16 protein-coding genes are annotated in these 16,189 nt (G+C 29.6%); 11 read left to right on the top strand and 5 right to left on the bottom strand.

Annotation, left to right across the window (positions count from 1 at the left end):
- Nucleotides 1-225: 225 nt before the first annotated feature.
- On the bottom strand, nt 226-1,755 hold the full coding sequence (locus GCL60_RS07465) for a leucyl aminopeptidase family protein (protein ID WP_153419786.1): 1,530 nt from the start codon (nt 1,753-1,755) through the stop codon (nt 226-228).
- Nucleotides 1,756-1,839: 84 nt separating this feature from the next.
- On the opposite strand from GCL60_RS07465, the gene GCL60_RS07460 reads away from it, so the two are divergent.
- A complete protein-coding gene (locus tag GCL60_RS07460; protein WP_153419784.1) occupies nt 1,840-2,724 on the top strand; it encodes a biosynthetic peptidoglycan transglycosylase in 885 nt (294 codons plus the stop codon).
- A 173-nt stretch (nt 2,725-2,897) separates the two neighbouring features.
- Nucleotides 2,898-3,746, top strand: coding sequence for a transporter substrate-binding domain-containing protein (locus GCL60_RS07455; RefSeq protein WP_153419782.1), 849 nt, complete (start codon nt 2,898-2,900; stop codon nt 3,744-3,746).
- Here the strand turns inward: GCL60_RS07455 and GCL60_RS07450 are convergent, their stop codons facing one another.
- Nucleotides 3,747-4,517, bottom strand: a complete 771-nt coding sequence (locus GCL60_RS07450) for a hypothetical protein (RefSeq protein WP_153419779.1) — start codon at nt 4,515-4,517, stop codon at nt 3,747-3,749.
- 110 nt (nt 4,518-4,627) lie between these two features.
- Here GCL60_RS07450 and GCL60_RS07445 point away from each other — a divergent pair, with 110 nt between their 5' ends.
- The 7 genes from GCL60_RS07445 (at nt 4,628) to GCL60_RS07415 (ending at nt 10,430) form a co-directional block, all read left to right on the top strand.
- Nucleotides 4,628-5,614: a hydrolase gene (locus GCL60_RS07445; protein ID WP_161998121.1), complete on the top strand. Its 987-nt coding sequence runs from the start codon at nt 4,628-4,630 to the stop codon at nt 5,612-5,614.
- 229 nt (nt 5,615-5,843) lie between these two features.
- Nucleotides 5,844-6,218, top strand: coding sequence for a GntR family transcriptional regulator (locus GCL60_RS07440; RefSeq protein ID WP_153419775.1), 375 nt, complete (start codon nt 5,844-5,846; stop codon nt 6,216-6,218).
- A 2-nt stretch (nt 6,219-6,220) separates the two neighbouring features.
- Complete coding sequence (locus tag GCL60_RS07435; RefSeq protein WP_161998120.1) at nt 6,221-6,937, top strand: ATP-binding cassette domain-containing protein; 717 nt, start codon at nt 6,221-6,223, stop codon at nt 6,935-6,937.
- A complete protein-coding gene (locus tag GCL60_RS07430; RefSeq protein WP_153419771.1) occupies nt 6,934-8,013 on the top strand; it encodes a hypothetical protein in 1,080 nt (359 codons plus the stop codon). The genes GCL60_RS07435 and GCL60_RS07430 overlap by 4 nt, the downstream gene beginning before the upstream one ends.
- A gap of 110 nt (nt 8,014-8,123) precedes the next feature.
- On the top strand, nt 8,124-8,915 hold the full coding sequence (locus tag GCL60_RS07425; RefSeq protein WP_153419769.1) for a substrate-binding periplasmic protein: 792 nt from the start codon (nt 8,124-8,126) through the stop codon (nt 8,913-8,915).
- A gap of 141 nt (nt 8,916-9,056) precedes the next feature.
- Nucleotides 9,057-9,599: a DUF4337 domain-containing protein gene (locus GCL60_RS07420; RefSeq protein ID WP_153419767.1), complete on the top strand. Its 543-nt coding sequence runs from the start codon at nt 9,057-9,059 to the stop codon at nt 9,597-9,599.
- A 39-nt stretch (nt 9,600-9,638) separates the two neighbouring features.
- Nucleotides 9,639-10,430 (top strand): carbon-nitrogen hydrolase family protein, encoded by a 792-nt coding sequence (locus GCL60_RS07415; RefSeq protein ID WP_153419765.1) that lies wholly within the window; start codon nt 9,639-9,641, stop codon nt 10,428-10,430.
- On the opposite strand, the gene GCL60_RS07410 is transcribed toward GCL60_RS07415, so the two are convergent.
- Both GCL60_RS07410 and GCL60_RS17450 read right to left on the bottom strand, forming a co-directional pair.
- A complete protein-coding gene (locus GCL60_RS07410) occupies nt 10,427-11,071 on the bottom strand; it encodes a DNA adenine methylase (RefSeq protein WP_153419762.1) in 645 nt (214 codons plus the stop codon). The genes GCL60_RS07415 and GCL60_RS07410 overlap by 4 nt on opposite strands.
- Nucleotides 11,071-11,316, bottom strand: coding sequence for a DNA adenine methylase (locus GCL60_RS17450; RefSeq protein ID WP_161998119.1), 246 nt, complete (start codon nt 11,314-11,316; stop codon nt 11,071-11,073). Before GCL60_RS17450 ends, GCL60_RS07410 begins: the two co-directional genes overlap by 1 nt.
- Nucleotides 11,317-11,537: 221 nt before the next feature.
- On the opposite strand from GCL60_RS17450, the gene GCL60_RS07400 reads away from it, so the two are divergent.
- On the top strand, nt 11,538-13,043 hold the full coding sequence (locus tag GCL60_RS07400) for a serine hydrolase domain-containing protein (protein ID WP_153419758.1): 1,506 nt from the start codon (nt 11,538-11,540) through the stop codon (nt 13,041-13,043).
- Between the two features lie 90 nt (nt 13,044-13,133).
- On the opposite strand, the gene dnaK is transcribed toward GCL60_RS07400, so the two are convergent.
- Nucleotides 13,134-15,059 carry a molecular chaperone DnaK gene (gene dnaK / locus GCL60_RS07395; protein WP_153419756.1) on the bottom strand — a complete coding sequence of 642 codons (1,926 nt, stop codon included), beginning with the start codon at nt 15,057-15,059 and terminating at the stop codon, nt 13,134-13,136.
- Nucleotides 15,060-15,502: 443 nt separating this feature from the next.
- Between dnaK and GCL60_RS07390 the strand changes: the two genes are divergently transcribed.
- Nucleotides 15,503-16,174, top strand: a complete 672-nt coding sequence (locus tag GCL60_RS07390) for a DedA family protein (RefSeq protein ID WP_202614007.1) — start codon at nt 15,503-15,505, stop codon at nt 16,172-16,174.
- The last annotated feature ends 15 nt before the right edge of the window (nt 16,175-16,189 follow it).

The raw sequence follows: 16,189 nt of genomic DNA, 5'->3' as shown, positions 1-16,189 counted from the left end.
CTTATAAAACATAAAATTTTATAAGTAAAAATTTGTAAGCAATTAATATGCCGTATTATATATTTTTGAAATATTGAATTTTATTTGATTTTATAGGAAAAAAATTGATAAAGAAAAAACTTATTCTTTTAAAAGTTGAAGTTTTAAAAGTAATTTTAAAATATAAAAATTGCTTAAATATATCTATATAATTAATTATATAGATATATTTAAGTTTAAATTTAATTATTTTGATAATATTTTAGCAATTTCTGTTACAAGTTGTACACCATATCCAGCGCTTTGTTTTTTAGGATAACCAATAGATTGATTATCATTTGCAACACCAGCGATATCTATGTGAACAAAGGGAATATCATTTACAAATTCATTTAAAAATGCGGCAGCAACCATACTGCCAGCAGAGCCTCTTGTGTTACCTATGTTGGCTAGGTCAGAAATGGAACCTTTTGTATCGTCAGCAACTTCATCCCAAATTGGGAGAGGGTAAGCTCTTTCGCCAGTGGCGTCTGAAGCTTCCATAACAATTTTTTCAAGTTCCTTATCAAAAGCAAAAACACCTGCTCCAATGTGGCCAAAAGTAGTAATCATAGCACCAGTTAAAGTTGAAAACTCAACGATATAATCTGGTTTTAAGTCTTTTGCAGCATAATGAAGTGCATCGCTTAATACAATGCGTCCTTCTGCATCTGTATTTAAAACTTCAATTGTTTTTCCTGAGTAGGATGTTAATACATCTCCAACACGATAAGCATGTGCATCAATCATATTTTCACAAAGAGCTCCTATTGCAAAAACACGAACTGGCAATTGAAGTTTTGCAATTGCTAAAATGGAACTTAAAGTAACTGCCGAGCCTGACATATCGTATTTCATAGATTCTTGAGATGTTGAAGGGGTCTTAATTGAAAATCCACCTGTATCTACAGTCAGACCTTTACCGACAAATGCAATTGTTTTTTTATAATTTTTTGGTGTGTATTCTACCACAACAAATTGAGGTTCTTGAGCGCTTCCGCCTGCAACAGCAAGCATAGCATTAAACCCTTTTTCGCGAAGTTTTTGAGCTCCCCATACTTCAACTTGGAGACCTGCTTTTTTTGCCTTTTCCATTATATGTTCTGAAACATATTTAGGTGTTCCTATATTTGGAGGAGCGTCTTGAAGAAGTCTACAAATATTAATGGATTCTTCAATATATTTAGATTGATTTAAAGCTTCTTTGCATCCAGAAATAGAGTTAATAAAATGAAGCTGAATTGGTTTTTCGTTTTCTTGAATCGCTTCGGGTTTCATATTTGAATTTGGATATTTATACATACCCATATTAAATCCGAGGCTACTTTGAACAATTTGTTCCTTTGTTGATATTAATGAGGAGCAAGAATAAAAAGCAACAGCTTGAGACTTTGATGCTAAAGAGATTTCAGCAGATTTAATTCCTAACTGACGAGCTCGTGCTGCAGAATAATTTTGTTTTTTTCCAGCTCCAAGTAACAAAACTCTCTTAGCAATTTTTTGTATATTTGCAATTGAGCTAGAATTTTGTAACCATTTTCCTTCAAAATCACCAAATGAAATTAGACTTGAAATTGTACCGCCGAACTCAGAATCTAATTTTTGAAGCTCTGCTGATTTTATATTTCCCTTTTCTATGTCTACTTCATCTATTATAATGATAGCGAGATCTGCGTTTAGATTTGCACCAGAATTATTATGGCTAATATGAAGTGGTTTTAGTTGGGGTAGTAACATAAAATTTCCTTTTAAAATAAAGTAGTTGTAGTTATTTCAGAACGTTATAATGCGACAAATATCGTAAATATGCAAGGAATCTAAATGAGAATTTTCTCTTTTAATTTTTGGTTTTTTCTGCTGCCTTTATGGTGCTTTTTAATATTTATATTTTGGTTTATACCATGGGTATTTTTGTTATATTCTGGATTATTAATCTATTTTCCATACAAAGAAGATGGGGTTTCTAGATATTTGAGAATTACAGGACCAATAACCGGTATTTTTTCGACATCTTGGACTCCAAAAAAAGATATTCCAAATTCTTGCAAAGCGGCTTTAGTAGCCTCAGAAGATGCTCGTTTTTATCAACACAATGGGGTTGATTTTGAAAGCCTTAAAAAGATTTTAAATGAAAACAAAAAAAGTTTAAAAACAAAGCGAGGAGGAAGCACAATAACTCAACAGCTTGTTAAAAATGCTTTTTTATCTCGAAATAGGAGTTATGTAAGAAAAACAAGAGAAGTTATTGGTGCGCTTTTGTTAGACGCTGTTATGTCAAAAGAAAATCAAATTGAATGGTATTTAAATATAGTAGAATTTGGTCCAAATACTTATGGGTTAGAAGAAGCTTCTAGGCGTTATTTTAAAGTAGACTCCAAAAAATTATCTCCATCACAATGTGTTGCATTAATAGCAATTTTACCTTCTCCTAAAAAGTGGAATCAAAGTTTAGAAAAAAAAAGATTAACTCAATTCTTTATTCAAAGGTATAAAAAAATTTATTTTAATATTTTGGAAATGCAAATTGCATCGAGGAAAGAAAAACAATTAATTCAAAATATGGATTTTGGGTTTGTTCCAAGATCGCAAATCACTCAACAGACTCCTAAGCCTGAAATTATTATTGAATCAAAAGAAATTCAAGGCGATGCTTCCAATGAAAGTATTGACGATCAAGACAATAATGAAGATATAAATAATGAATAAGAAGTGTTATATTATAAAAACAATCACTGAATGTTCAGGCATTTGGCATGTTTTGCTTGACCAGCTTTCTAAGCTTATGTATGTAGGGAATCGTTTGTTGATTGAGTATTTATGCTAAAATATTGTCCTTGCCTCATGCATTCCGGCTATGGCTTCTTATAAGAGGAATCAAAATGAAAACAGGTTATTTAAAGTTCATCTTACGTACTTTTTCACTGCTATCAGTAATTCCCGCTGTTAACTTATACGCCGTAGCGCCAGGGCAAGAAGAAGCAAAAAAAGAAGATTTAAGTTTACAAAGAGTTAAAAATGAAAAGTCTTTAAAAGTTTGTTCAGACGCCGGATTTTTGCCATTTGAAATGAAAACGCAAAAGGGCGAATGGATGGGTTTTGATATTGATATGATGAAAGAATTTTCAAAATCTTTATCTGTTGAATTAAAAATGGTTCAAATCAGTTTTGATGGTATTATTCCTGCTTTAATATCTGGAAAATGTGATATGATTGCAGCTGGAATGACTGTTACTCCTGAAAGAAAAGTAATGGTTTTATTTAGTGATTCTACATTTACAAGTGGCTTAAGTATTGCAGTAAAAAATAATGAAAAAAATAAATTGGAATTTAAAGATCTTTCCTCATTAGATAAAAAAGGTCTTAAAATTGCGGTAAAAACTGGTTATACAAGCGATATTTATTTATCTAAGACTTTAAAAAACGCACAAATCCTAAAATTTGATCAAGACTCAGATCTCGTTCTTGCTGTAATGCAAGGGAGAGCGAATGCTTTTGTATCCGATTCCACTTACGTTGATCTAATGGATAAAGGAAATAAAAATAAATTTATAATTTTACCTACTAAAATTGTTTCTGACAGTTTTTCTGTTGCAGGAAGAAAAGACGATTTAGAATTAATGAAAAGTTTTAATGTCTTTTTAAAGCAATGGAGAGAAAATGGTGGTTATAATAAATCCAAAAAGTTTTATTTTGAAGATCAAGTTTGGAGATCTCAAGTAGCTAATTAGTTAAATATTTTTTATTTCAGATTGAATTGTATTTTTTTGAGCCAAATAAATTTTATTAAAAAATAATGAATTTACTGGCTCATTTTTTCTTTCACCAAAATAATAAATATATTTTTGTGACCAGTGATGCCACTCTCTTTCAGAGCCTTTCCAATTTAAAAATTTATTTATACTAATTTCTAATAATTTTTCTAATAATTGAAAATTTTTTATTTCTTTATCCGTAATAAAAATGGGACTAGGAAATTTTTTAGACCCTAAATATGGATCCGAAATAATTCTTACTTTATCTAATTTTTTGCTAGAGATTTTGTTACATACATTTGCTTCTAAAATAATATCAACTCTGTCTCTAAATCTGGATCCTCTTGAAGATATTCTTCCAAGGCTAATTGTAATTCCTTCAAAATTAGAATTATGTGAATTACTGTCATGAAAGAACATAAATGCTTGTATTTTTCTGTCATTTAATAAATCTCTAACAAAATCTTCACTATTTTCATCAAAGATATTTATGTTTTGTAATAAGAATTGAACAACTAATATATATATGTCTTCATCTTCAAATGGATACCATCTAAAACTTTTAAAAATAGTTAAATTTTCTTTATTCCAAGGACGTGACCAGCCATATTTATGATTCATTCTATATTTTTCAAAAACATTCATAACTTTACAAAGTATAGAATTTGGGAAGCTTTTAAAAGTAAGTAATTGATAAATAGATTTATATTCTGAATCTGTTTTAATTTCATTTTCAAAATCATGCATTTAGAAACCTCAGTATATTAGCAATAAATCCCATTTTATGATTTCATATTCAATTGATAAAGTGTCAGCAGTTTGTCATTTTATTTATTATTAGAGTGGAGTTATAAATTTTGAATCATAAAAAAATAAACACTACAAATAATTTTAGACCTGCTTGGTGGGCAAAAAATAAACATATTCAAACATTAATTCCTGTTTTTTTCCCTAAAAAATTAAATCTATCTCTATATCGTGAGAATATAACATTACCTGATGGTGATTTCATTCAAGTGGACTGGACAATAAATAAATTGGAAACAAAACCTCTTTTAATTTTATTGCATGGACTTGAAGGCTCTTCTTCTTCACCTTATATTCAGCGCTTAATGAAAAAAGCACATGAAAATAATTTTCGAGCTGTATGTATGCATTTTAGAGGTTGTAGTGGATTACCAAATAAATATGAACGAGCTTATCATGCAGGCGATACAGAAGATCTAAATTATTTTATTCATCATATTAAAAAAAAATGGAATATTACAGAAGATATTTTTATTGCTGGATTTTCTTTAGGTGGAAGCGTATTATTAAAATGGCTTAATGAAAATAATGAAAATAAAATAATAAAATCGGCTGTTGCAACCTCTGTTCCTTTTGAGCTGGCTACTACTGCTGATACAATGAATAAGGGATTTTCAAGAATATATCAGTGGTGGTTATTAAAATCTTTGAAAGATAGTTTCATTAAAAAAAGTAATTCTATAGGTGTTAGTATAGATAAGAAAGCTATTAAAGATCTAAAGAATTTTTGGGAGTTTGATGATAAGATCACAGCTAAAATTCATGGATTTAAAAATGTAAATGACTATTATGCAAAATCAAGTCCTAGACAATTTTTATCTAAAATAAAAACTCCAACTTTAATTATTCATTCAAGAGATGATCCTTTTATGACACCTTCATGTATTCCAAATGTGAATGAGATTTCAAATTCAATTACATTTGAATTAACAGATAAAGGAGGACATGTTGGCTTTGTATCAGGTTCTATTCCTTTTTTTCCCAATTATTGGCTTGAAGATCGTATTCTAAATTATTTTAATGAATATTTAAATTGAATTGTAAATTTTAATAATAAGAAGAAAATATATGTGTTACATTAATATTGAATTTGATTTTAAAATAAATCAAGAATATTTATCTATTAAATTATAATATTATAGAATATTTTTAATGATTTTAGAATATTAACTTATTAAAAGACGTATAGAATACGTGCTTGCTTTTTTATTTCTAGTGATATACTTATATAGAGATGTATATCACCTAAGAGGAGAATGCCTAAAAATGAGGCTTCAAGTTAATCCACATTCCTCAACGCCGCTCTATGCCCAGATAGTTGAACAGATGAGAAATCAAATATTATCTGGTAGTATTATTGCAGGCACTCCTTTACCTTCTGTTCGTGAAATTTCTGAAATGATAGAAGTGAATTCCCTAACTATCCAAAAAGCTCTTAAAATTTTGGAAGTTGAAAAATTTATTGTAATTCGAAGAGGAGTGGGAGCTTTTGTATCGGAAGGAATTGTTTCTTTAACCCAAATACAAAAAGAAGATTTAATTAAATCAGGTTTAAGTAATGTAGTAAGTCATGCCAAAGAGCTTGGAATTGAAAAAGATAGATTCGGCATCCTTGTTGAAGAATGTTGGAGTGCACAATAAAAATGATTGAAGTAAATAATTTAGTTCTTTATGGAAAAAATGGGACTATTAGATTAAAAATTCCAGAACTGAAATTTCATTCTCCAGGAATAACGGCGTTAGTTGGTCATAATGGAGCAGGAAAATCTTCATTATTAAAATTAGCTGCGGGGCTTGAAAAATCAAGTCATGGTTCTATTTTATATGATCAAAAAGATATTTTTATTCACTATGAAGATCTCAAAGAAAAAATTCATTTGTTATCTTGGGGCCTGGAATTATATCGTAACTTGAGTGCAAAAGATCATTTAGACTTATTCCGTTCTATTTGTAAAAACTGGAATAAAGATATCGAATTAGAATTATTAAAAGACTTATCTATACCTACTCACAAAAAAGTGGAAAAAATGTCGCGAGGTGAGCAGGTTCGATTGAGAATATTATTAAGTTTACCACGAAGTCCTAAAGTCATTTTAATAGATGAAGTAACTAATGATCTAGATACAGATTCAAGAAGAGCTATTTTTAAAAAATTAGATTCATATTCATTTGATACAGGAGCTCAAGTAGTTGTTGCTACAAATATGATAGAGGATATTGAACGATATGCTAGTGACATTATTCTTTTGAAAAAAGGAGAAGTCATCTTGCAAAGTTCGCTAGATAGTATAAAGGAACAGCACAATACTAGCTTCGAAGAAATTGTTCGAATTTATGAAAGGAAGGGGTCTGTTTTGTGAGATCCATATTTACTTTTTTGTTTAAACAATATTGGTCATATATATTAATTTGTATTTTAGGAACTAGTTTGGCTATTTACTATGGAGGCTTTTGGTCTTTTCTTCCATTTTTATTTCTTATTTTATTTTTTTACGAATGGAATATTGCTCCGCGCAAAGAAAAAACCTGGTATTTTTTTGATTCTCTACCTTTATCTTTTTCGGGAAGATATTTCTTAAGAGTTATTATTCCTTTTGTCTTTAGTATTTTAATAATATTTTTACTAACTTTTTTTAAGAAAAATCTTACCTATGATTTTATTAATAGTATTGCAGATGCATTAAGAATTTCCTCTATTTTTGTATTAAGTTCTATTATTGCAATAAGCTTATCAGGTTTTTTTGGTTGGATAATTATTTTTTATTTTATTTCTTATTTGCTTTCTACTTTTACATTTTATGAAATTGCAATATCGATAAGTGCTCTATCTTTATGTTATTACTATTTATCATCAAAAAGATCTTCTAAAATAAAAACAGTTTTAATCCCATTTATTTGCAGCTTTTTAGTAATAGGAGCTGGAAGTGTTTTTAAACTAAAAATATTCGAGTTTTCGTTAAGTATTCCTATTTATAGTTTGCAATTAAATGTAGCTGAAAATCTTCTTGAAGAAAAAGCTTTTATTGGAAAAAACTTTGTAGTTGATTGGTCTTTTGGTGGTAGTGATTTATCAAGTTCACCATTAAAAGTTTTTATTCCTACAAAATATGATGATAAACTTCTAGAAAGAATGGAAACTGTATTTTTAAAAGAAAATAGTTGTTCTTTAAACTGTCATAAATTAGCAGATCTGGTTTCTAATTTTCCTAAAAATTGGAATCAAGATCGAATTCAGCAATATTTAAATTCTAATCGTGAAACCGAACAAATTTATGCTTTAGAAATTTTAGATGGAGCAATTCAACCCTTATTTTTTAATCGAGTTGTCTTTCTAGCAAGAAGTGAAAATGAAGAAGTAAGTGCTCTCGCTATTTCCTTAATTCGAAAATGGGGTGATATCAATACTTTTCAAATACCTCAAAACTCAATTTTTTAAAAAACTAAAGAAAATCAAATTTTAAATTACAAAAAAATGTTATTGAGTTAATTTTTAAATAAACTTATTATAAGTTATCTATAAATTATATCATTTAATAGGAATTTTTAATGAAATCAATATTTTTAATTTGTATCCTTATTTTTTTAAATATAAAGGTATATGCCGAAAATATTGCTTTAAATGTATGTTCTGATGAGAATGAACAATTTCCATTTATAATAATAAATAAAGGTGTAATTAGTGGAATAGAATTTGATATATTAAAAACAGCGATTAAAAATTTGAGGGGTAGGTTAAATATTAATTTGAAATTTGAAATAATGCCCTGGAGTCGTTGTATTCAAATGGTTCAAAAAGGAGAAATGGATGCTGCCATGAACGCCTCTTATAATGATGAAAGAGCGCTATTTTTAGATTACCCACCAAATTCAGGACCATTAGAAGTAAAATCTTGCTCCTCTGAATATAAAATAGCATGTTCAGGTTATATTGTAATTACACTTAAAACAAACAAATTTGAATACGATGGAAAGCCTTTAGAGCTTCCTCGACCCGTTAGAGTATCTCGGGGGTATTCTGTTGTCCCTGAACTTCAAAAAATCTTCCACGATGAAGATTTAGAAATTAGTAAAAGTGATTTGATTAATGTAAAAAAATTAATAAGGGATAAGGAAGGAAGTCTTGTTGCTTATATTGCTTTTAAAAGTGAACTAAATAGAAATAAAGATATTTTGAAAAAAATTAAAATTCATAGTAAAAGTTATGTAATGAAATCTTACTATATTCCATTTTCAAAAAAATCAGTTTTCACGAATGAGCAAAAATTGATTTTTTGGAACGAAATTAAAAAAACAACTACAAATAAAAAAATTATGGATAAAATTAACTCTAATTATTAGATTTCTTTATAAATTTATTTTTTGATAATTAGTTAATTAATTTTGTTTAAAAGTATAAATTAAACTAAATTGTTACAGTTATTATTTTTATGCTAATATAATTTTGGATAAATTAAACAAATAATTTTAAAAGGTGTTTCTATGGAAATGATAGAAGATCATACTGAAAATGTAAAAGAGCATATAAATCATCAAGCATTGCATAAATCGAATGAAAAAAATATTATGCTTTATGCTATAACCTCAGCTTTTTATGCAATATTTGCTGCCACAGCCGCCTTATTGGCAGGGTATCACTCTAATGAAGCAATGATTGAACAAATTAAAGCATCAGATCAATGGTCTTATTACCAAGCAAAAAGTATAAAAATGAATATTGCGGAATCAAAGGTTGATTTACAAAAATCATTAAAAGTAAAGCCAGATAAAAACTCATTAAGTAAAATTGAAAATTATAAATTAGAAATTGCCCAAATATCAGAAAAAGCAAAAGAAAAAGAAATTGCTTCTGAAGTTCATTTAAAAAAGCATATTTCTTATTCTAGAGCTGTTACATTATTTCAAATAGCAATTGGAATGACTGCATTTGCAATACTTATTAAAAAAAGAAGTTTTTGGTATTTAAGTATGGTTTTTGCGATTATTGGATTAATTTTCCTGAGTTTAGGTCTATTGCATATATAGTTTAAAAAAATAAAATTAGAACAAAAGGTAAGGAACAATATGCTAAAAGTAGCAACAGCTCAGTTCAATGCTATTGCAGGAAATTTTGGTCATAATTTAAAAATTATTGTTTCTTTATTGGAAGAGGCTGCCCAAAAACAAGTAAGACTCGTTTTGTTTCCAGAACTTTCCATATCTGGTTATGATTTGTCTTTGGTTGAAGAAGGAAGATGTTCTATAAATGAAAAAGGGGATGGACTTGCATACTTGTTAAATGCATGTCGTCGTCTTAAAATATATGCTGTATTAGGAGTATGTATACAACGAGAAGAAGGTATTTCTAACAGCGCTCTAATTATAAATGATGTTGGAGAAATTATTGGAATATACGATAAGCATTATTTAGATAGTTCTGAAAAAGAAATTTTTTTATTAGGAAAACAGGGCTTTTTATTTGAAATAGATCAATGGGTTTTTTCAGTAGCAATAAGTTATGATTCATATTATCCAGAGCACGCAAAAGAAATGACTTTTGCAGGAGCGCAAGTTTATTTAATTTTAGGCGCCTTTATTAAAGGTGGCTATATGAAAGTAGAATCAAATTATTTTTCTGAAAGAGCAATTGAAAATAAAATATATATTTTGATTTCTAACTATATTGGTGCTCATTCTGGAATGTCTTTTTCTGGGGATAGCTCCATATTTTCGCCAGATGGCCGACTTATGGTTTCTGGTAATGAAACAATGGGAATATATATAGCAGAGTTAAAAATCTTGGATTCTGTCCAAGATGATAATACTATTTTGATTTCAGCAGAAAATATAACAACTGATATCATTCGTGATTCTTAATCAAAAATAGGATTTGCAAATTTCTTTGATAATTTTGAATCAGATATAAAATTACTATTTTTCATAACAATGATAACTTCTTCAATTTTTCCTCTGCCATCCCCTTTAGAGTTAATCATTCTTTTTACTTTAATTTTATAAATATCCCAGTCTTTATATAATTCAATTATTTTGGGTGAATTTGAATTTGATATTATGATAGTAGCTCCTTTTTGAACAGCTCTTTTGCATGAATTAAAGAGTCTTTCTTGCTCTAAAAATGAAAAACCACCGCTGTTATAGGAATTAAATGATGAGGAAACAGAAAGAGGTTCATAGGGTGGGTCACAATATATAAAATCACCAAATTCTGCACTATCAATTATGGTTTCAAAATCAAAATTTGTTAAAATAGAATTTTGAAATCGTGTCGATACTTCTATAAAATTTTTTTTATCATATAAAGCGGGACATTTTTTTCTTTTGCCGAAAGGAACATTATAGTTTCCCTTTGAATTTAAACGGTAAAGTCCATTAAATCCCGTTTTATTCAAAAATAGAGTTCTTGCGGCTCTTTTTAATTCTGTTTCAGGATTATATTTCCTCAGCTCATAGTAAAAATCTTCAGAGTAATTAGCTTCTAATTTGTCTAATTCAAGCATTAATTCATTAGGTTTTTTTGGATTATTCTATATAATGTATAAATATCTTTATTCATATCGTTAATAAACTCATTTTTAAAGTTTTTATTTAAAGAAAGAAAAACAGCCCCACCACCTAAAAAAGGTTCATAATATCTATTGAATTTTTTCGGAAAAAATTCAAATAATTCAAGAAGAATACTTGATTTTCCACCAGCCCATTTTAATATTGGTTTTGCTTTATTATCATGATCAAAAGGCAACACAAATGATTTCCTTTCATTCATAAAACCCAAAATAGGACTTAAATATAATTTAATTAAATTAATTGGAAAAAGTCAAATGCATATATATTGATCAATAAAAATTTTTTATAATTGAAGTGCCTTCAGTTTATTGTTATTTTATTTTTTTTATAATAAAATAATGTGGCTAATCTTAAAGTTAGCAAAATATCTTGATAATATTTATATTCCGGAAATTTTAAATGAAAAAAATTTTAATTGCAGTAGGCTTATTTATGTCAGATAATAGTTATGCTCAAAATGATATTCCTACAGAGACATCTTATGTTCAAAAATCTGAAATATTAAATCTAGAAAAATTCGAAAACAGTTTAAGATATAATTATGTTTTAAAAGATCAAATATCTAAAAAATATTCCATATATGAAGAAATGAAAAAATATAAAATTCCAGGAATTAGCATTGCAGCAATTCATAATGGTAAAATAGTTTGGATAAAATCTTATGGTTATAAAGATTCTCAATCAAAAGAGAAACTTTATACCCGCGATCTTATGCAAGCGGCATCAATTAGTAAACCTTTTGCTGTTTTAGGTGGATTGAAATTAGCAAGTGAAAATAAATTTGATTTAGATAGTGATATAAATAAATATTTAGTTGGTTGGAAAATACCTTTAAATAAATATACAAAAATAACTCCAGTAACAGCAAGAATGCTAATGTCACATATTGGTGGAATAAATGTCCATGGGTTCCCTGGAATTGATAGATCTGTTAAACCTTTTCCAACTATTATAGATGTTTTAAATGGAAAAAAACCATTTGTTACCACAGATGCCGTAGAAGTAATTAATACCCCTGGAAAATCTTTTTCTTATTCTGGGGGAGGAACTAGTATTGTACAATTAGCAATAGAAAGCATTGTGAAAGAAGATTTTACTTCTTGGATGGACAAAAATATTTTAAAAAAATTAGATATGAATTCAAGCTCATTCCATCAGCCTTTGTTAGAAACAAATGATCCTTTTGTAAGCAGTGCACACAACAAAGTAGGTGTGCCATATGCTTCTAAATATCACAATTACCCTGAAAATGCGGCTGCAGGTTTATGGACTAATCCTACAGACTTGGCAAACTCAATTCTACATTTAATAGGTTTATATTATGGTGATTCAAATAACTTAAATTTAGATAGAGATTTAGTTAAACAAATATTTATAGCAAAAAAACCTTCTCAATATGGCCTTGGATTTGAAATAATAAAAAACAAAAAAGTTTTGTCATTTGGGCATGGTGGCAGTAATGATGGTTTTAATTCAATAATGTATGCATTTGTGAATAATTCAAATAAAAATAAAGAAAAAAAACTTATGGATGCCCTAATTGTTATGACAAACTCTGATAATGGAATGTATATTAATGAAAAATTAATTCATAGTTTTAATGATGTTTATAATATAGGGTTCAAAAATAAGAAAATACTAAATCCTATAAAAATAAAAGATAATTTGGAAAAATATTCTTTAAACTTTAAATTTTTAGATGAAGATGATTTGAATATAATAAAATTTGAGAAAAATGCTTTATATTTAGAATATAATTCCTTATCAGAAAAATTATATCCTGTTGGAAAAGATGAATTTATGACATTACAAGGAATAAAAATTAAGTATTTTTGGAGCAATAAAAAGCCTTTTATAAAATTTTATTTAACTGATGATTATGAATTAGAAACTACAGTTCTATAATTATTATTTTTTATTTTGAATATCTATAAATAAAAAGACCTCACTAAAACTTTAGTGAGGTCTTTTCGTTAATATACCTAAATTTAAATCTTAGTTATTGGATTCAAATTCAGCATCTACAACACCATCTTTATTTTTGGAGTTGTTTTGGTTGTTACCTTGAGCTCCGCCTTCTGTATTTGGAGCGCCTTGAGGATTTTGACCTTGAGCCCCTGCATTTTTATACATTTCTTCAGCTAGCTTGTGTGCTTTAGCTTCAAGAGCTGTAATAGCGGCTTCAAGAGCAGCTTTGTCTTCCGATTTTGTTTCAAGAACAGTGCGTGCGCTTGCAAGTTCTGTCTCAAGGGAAGACTTCATGTCGGCTGGAAGTTTATCTCCATTTTCACGTAAGTTCTTTTCAGTTTGGAATACAATACTGTCTAGTTTGTTACGTACATCAATTGTTTCACGACGTGTTTTGTCTTCTGCAGCATGACGCTCTGCTTCTTCCATCATGCGTTTGATTTCTGCTTCAGAAAGTCCGCCTGAGTTAGAAACAGTAATTTTTTGTTCTTTGCTTGTGCCAAGATCTTTTGCTGAAACGTTTAAAATACCGTTTGCATCAATGTCAAATGTTACTTCAATCTGAGGAACACCGCGTGGTGCAGATGGAATTTCTGTTAAGTTAAAGCGGCCAAGGCTACGGTTGTCACGAGCCATTTCGCGTTCACCTTGAAATACACCAATTTCAACGCTTGTTTGGTTGTCAGCAGCAGTAGAGAAAATTTGGCTTGCGCGTTTTGGAATTGTGCTATTGCGTTCAATAAGTTTTGTAAACACGCCACCTAAAGTCTCAATACCTAAACTTAATGGAGTTACGTCTAGTAAGAGAACGTCTTTTACTTCACCACCAAGAACACCAGCTTGAACGGCAGCACCAACGGCAACGACTTCATCTGGGTTTACAGTACGGTTTGGTTCTTTTTTGAAGAATGCTTTTACTTTTTCGCCCACAAGTGGAATACGAGTTGAACCACCAACCATTACAACTTCATCAATTTGATCAATAGAGAGGTTTGCATCACGAAGTGCAGAGCGGCAAGGCTCAATTGTTTTGTCGATGATGTCCATGATCATTTGTTCAAATTGAGAACGCATTAGGCTTACAGCAAGGTGTTTTGGGCCTGTTTGATCTGCAGTTAAGTAAGGAAGATTGATGTCTACCTTAGTTTGTCCTGAAAGCTCAATTTTTGCTTTTTCTGCAGCTTCTTTAAGACGTTGCATAGCCATTGGATCTTTGGAAACGTCCATAGATGTTTGTTTTTTAAATTCAGCAACAAGGAAGTCAATAAGACGTTCGTCTACGTTATCACCACCAAGGTGTGTGTCACCGTTTGTAGAAAGAACTTCAACTACGTTATCTCCAACTTCGAGAACGGAAACGTCAAATGTACCGCCACCAAAGTCATAAACAGCAATTTTTTGGTTTGTTTTTTTATCAAGACCATAAGCAAGAGCGGCTGCTGTTGGCTCATTGATAATACGAAGAACTTCAAGTCCAGCAATTTTACCGGCATCTTTAGTAGCTTGGCGTTGGGAGTCATTAAAGTAAGCAGGAACAGTAATAACTGCTTTTGTTACTGTTTGGCCAAGATAGCTTTCTGCAGCTTCTTTAAGTTTTTGTAGAACTTTTGCAGAAATTTCTGGCGGTGCCATGTCTTTTCCACCAATTTCAAATAGAACTTTGTCGCTAGGACCTTTTTTTACAATGTATGGCATTTTTGTAGCTTCTTCAGAGCGTTCTGAAAAGTGGCTACCAATAAAGCGTTTTGCTGAGTAAATAGTGTTACGTGGGTTTGTTACCGCTTGGTTGCGTGCAGCGCGACCAACGATAAATTCACCATCACGAGTATAAGCAACAACGGAAGGAGTTGTACGCTCACCTTCTTGATTTGTGATTACTTTAGCTTGGCCATTTTCCATGACCGCTACAACTGAGTTAGTTGTCCCTAGGTCGATACCAATTATTTTACTCATACGAAAACCTCCGAGATAAGGGATGAAAATCAATCACTTTTTGATTTAAATAGAAAGAGAGAAAAGCTATTAATTTCAAGCCTTTATAATTGAGCTTAAAATACAGGATAAGCTTTTTTCCCTGCTTGCGAGGAACATAAGCACCTATTTTATTGTGTCAACTCGCGAGTAGATAAATCTATATTATTTGTTTCAAGTAAGTTTCCATAAAACGATAGTTCTAGTAAAATTATTGATTTATAAGATACTATAAAGAAAGAATGTTTAATTTAAGACTTTTAAAACCCCTTAACTGTGCTGATATCATTTTTATCTTTTTAAATTAGAATAGAATAAAGAAAAGCTATATATCATTTATCAGAGGCTTGATTGTTTGCAGGGGCTGTTCATATTGGTTAATTGTACATACATCGGTTTTTTTCTTGAGCATGTCTGGAGTTACTGTGTTGTTAGATTTAAATAGTCTTATCGTCTTTTTTACAAATTACGGTTTTATAGCCGTATTTGGGGTTTTACTACTTTGTGGATTTGGCTTACCAGTACCTGAAGATATTACTCTTGTAGCTGGTGGTTTTATCTCATCAATGGCTTGTTCTGTTGACGGGACTTTTTTAGAAGCATTAAAAAGTTGTAATGAAGTTCATTATATGCTGGCAGTTTCTATGGCTGGTGTATTAATAGGCGATAGCACAATGTATTTCTTAGGAAGAATATTTGGAGAAAAGCTTTTAAAAATAAAGTTTTTTTCAAAAATCGTGACTCCTGAGCGTTATCAATGGATCCAAGAAAAATTTGCAAAACATGGCTTTTGGTTTATTTTTGCGGCTCGTTTTATGCCAGGTCTAAGATCTCCCATATTTGTTGTTACTGGAATCTCTAAAAAAGTTTCGTACTTAAAATTTGTACTAACAGACGGAATTGCCGCTTTAATTAGTGTTCCTGTTTGGGTTTATCTTGGGTTTTGGGGTGAAAGACAATTAAGTGATTTAAAATTACTAGATCACTATGTTAAAAAAGGACAATATAGTATTTTTATCATACTAGGTATTGCTATTGTTACTTTATTGGTGATTTGGTTTGTAAAAAAGAAGATAAAAGAAAAAACTGGTTTTTAATTTAATAATGGATGT

This window comes from Silvanigrella paludirubra, assembly GCF_009208775.1.
GTDB classification, from domain to species: domain Bacteria; phylum Bdellovibrionota_B; class Oligoflexia; order Silvanigrellales; family Silvanigrellaceae; genus Silvanigrella; species Silvanigrella paludirubra.
Note: the sequence above shows the minus strand (reverse complement) of the source record. Positions and strands in the feature narration are given on the sequence as shown.

Coding starts and splice junctions, on each gene's coding strand:
- GCL60_RS07425 (WP_153419769.1), top strand. CDS start 8,124: ATGAAATCAATATTTTTAATTTGTATCCTTATTTTTTTAAATATAAAG.
- GCL60_RS07465 (WP_153419786.1), bottom strand. CDS start 1,755: ATGTTACTACCCCAACTAAAACCACTTCATATTAGCCATAATAATTCT.
- dnaK (WP_153419756.1), bottom strand. CDS start 15,059: ATGAGTAAAATAATTGGTATCGACCTAGGGACAACTAACTCAGTTGTA.
- GCL60_RS07415 (WP_153419765.1), top strand. CDS start 9,639: ATGCTAAAAGTAGCAACAGCTCAGTTCAATGCTATTGCAGGAAATTTT.
- GCL60_RS07400 (WP_153419758.1), top strand. CDS start 11,538: ATGAAAAAAATTTTAATTGCAGTAGGCTTATTTATGTCAGATAATAGT.
- GCL60_RS07450 (WP_153419779.1), bottom strand. CDS start 4,517: ATGCATGATTTTGAAAATGAAATTAAAACAGATTCAGAATATAAATCT.
- GCL60_RS07410 (WP_153419762.1), bottom strand. CDS start 11,071: ATGCTTGAATTAGACAAATTAGAAGCTAATTACTCTGAAGATTTTTAC.
- GCL60_RS07440 (WP_153419775.1), top strand. CDS start 5,844: ATGAGGCTTCAAGTTAATCCACATTCCTCAACGCCGCTCTATGCCCAG.
- GCL60_RS07435 (WP_161998120.1), top strand. CDS start 6,221: ATGATTGAAGTAAATAATTTAGTTCTTTATGGAAAAAATGGGACTATT.
- GCL60_RS07455 (WP_153419782.1), top strand. CDS start 2,898: ATGAAAACAGGTTATTTAAAGTTCATCTTACGTACTTTTTCACTGCTA.
- GCL60_RS07460 (WP_153419784.1), top strand. CDS start 1,840: ATGAGAATTTTCTCTTTTAATTTTTGGTTTTTTCTGCTGCCTTTATGG.
- GCL60_RS07420 (WP_153419767.1), top strand. CDS start 9,057: ATGGAAATGATAGAAGATCATACTGAAAATGTAAAAGAGCATATAAAT.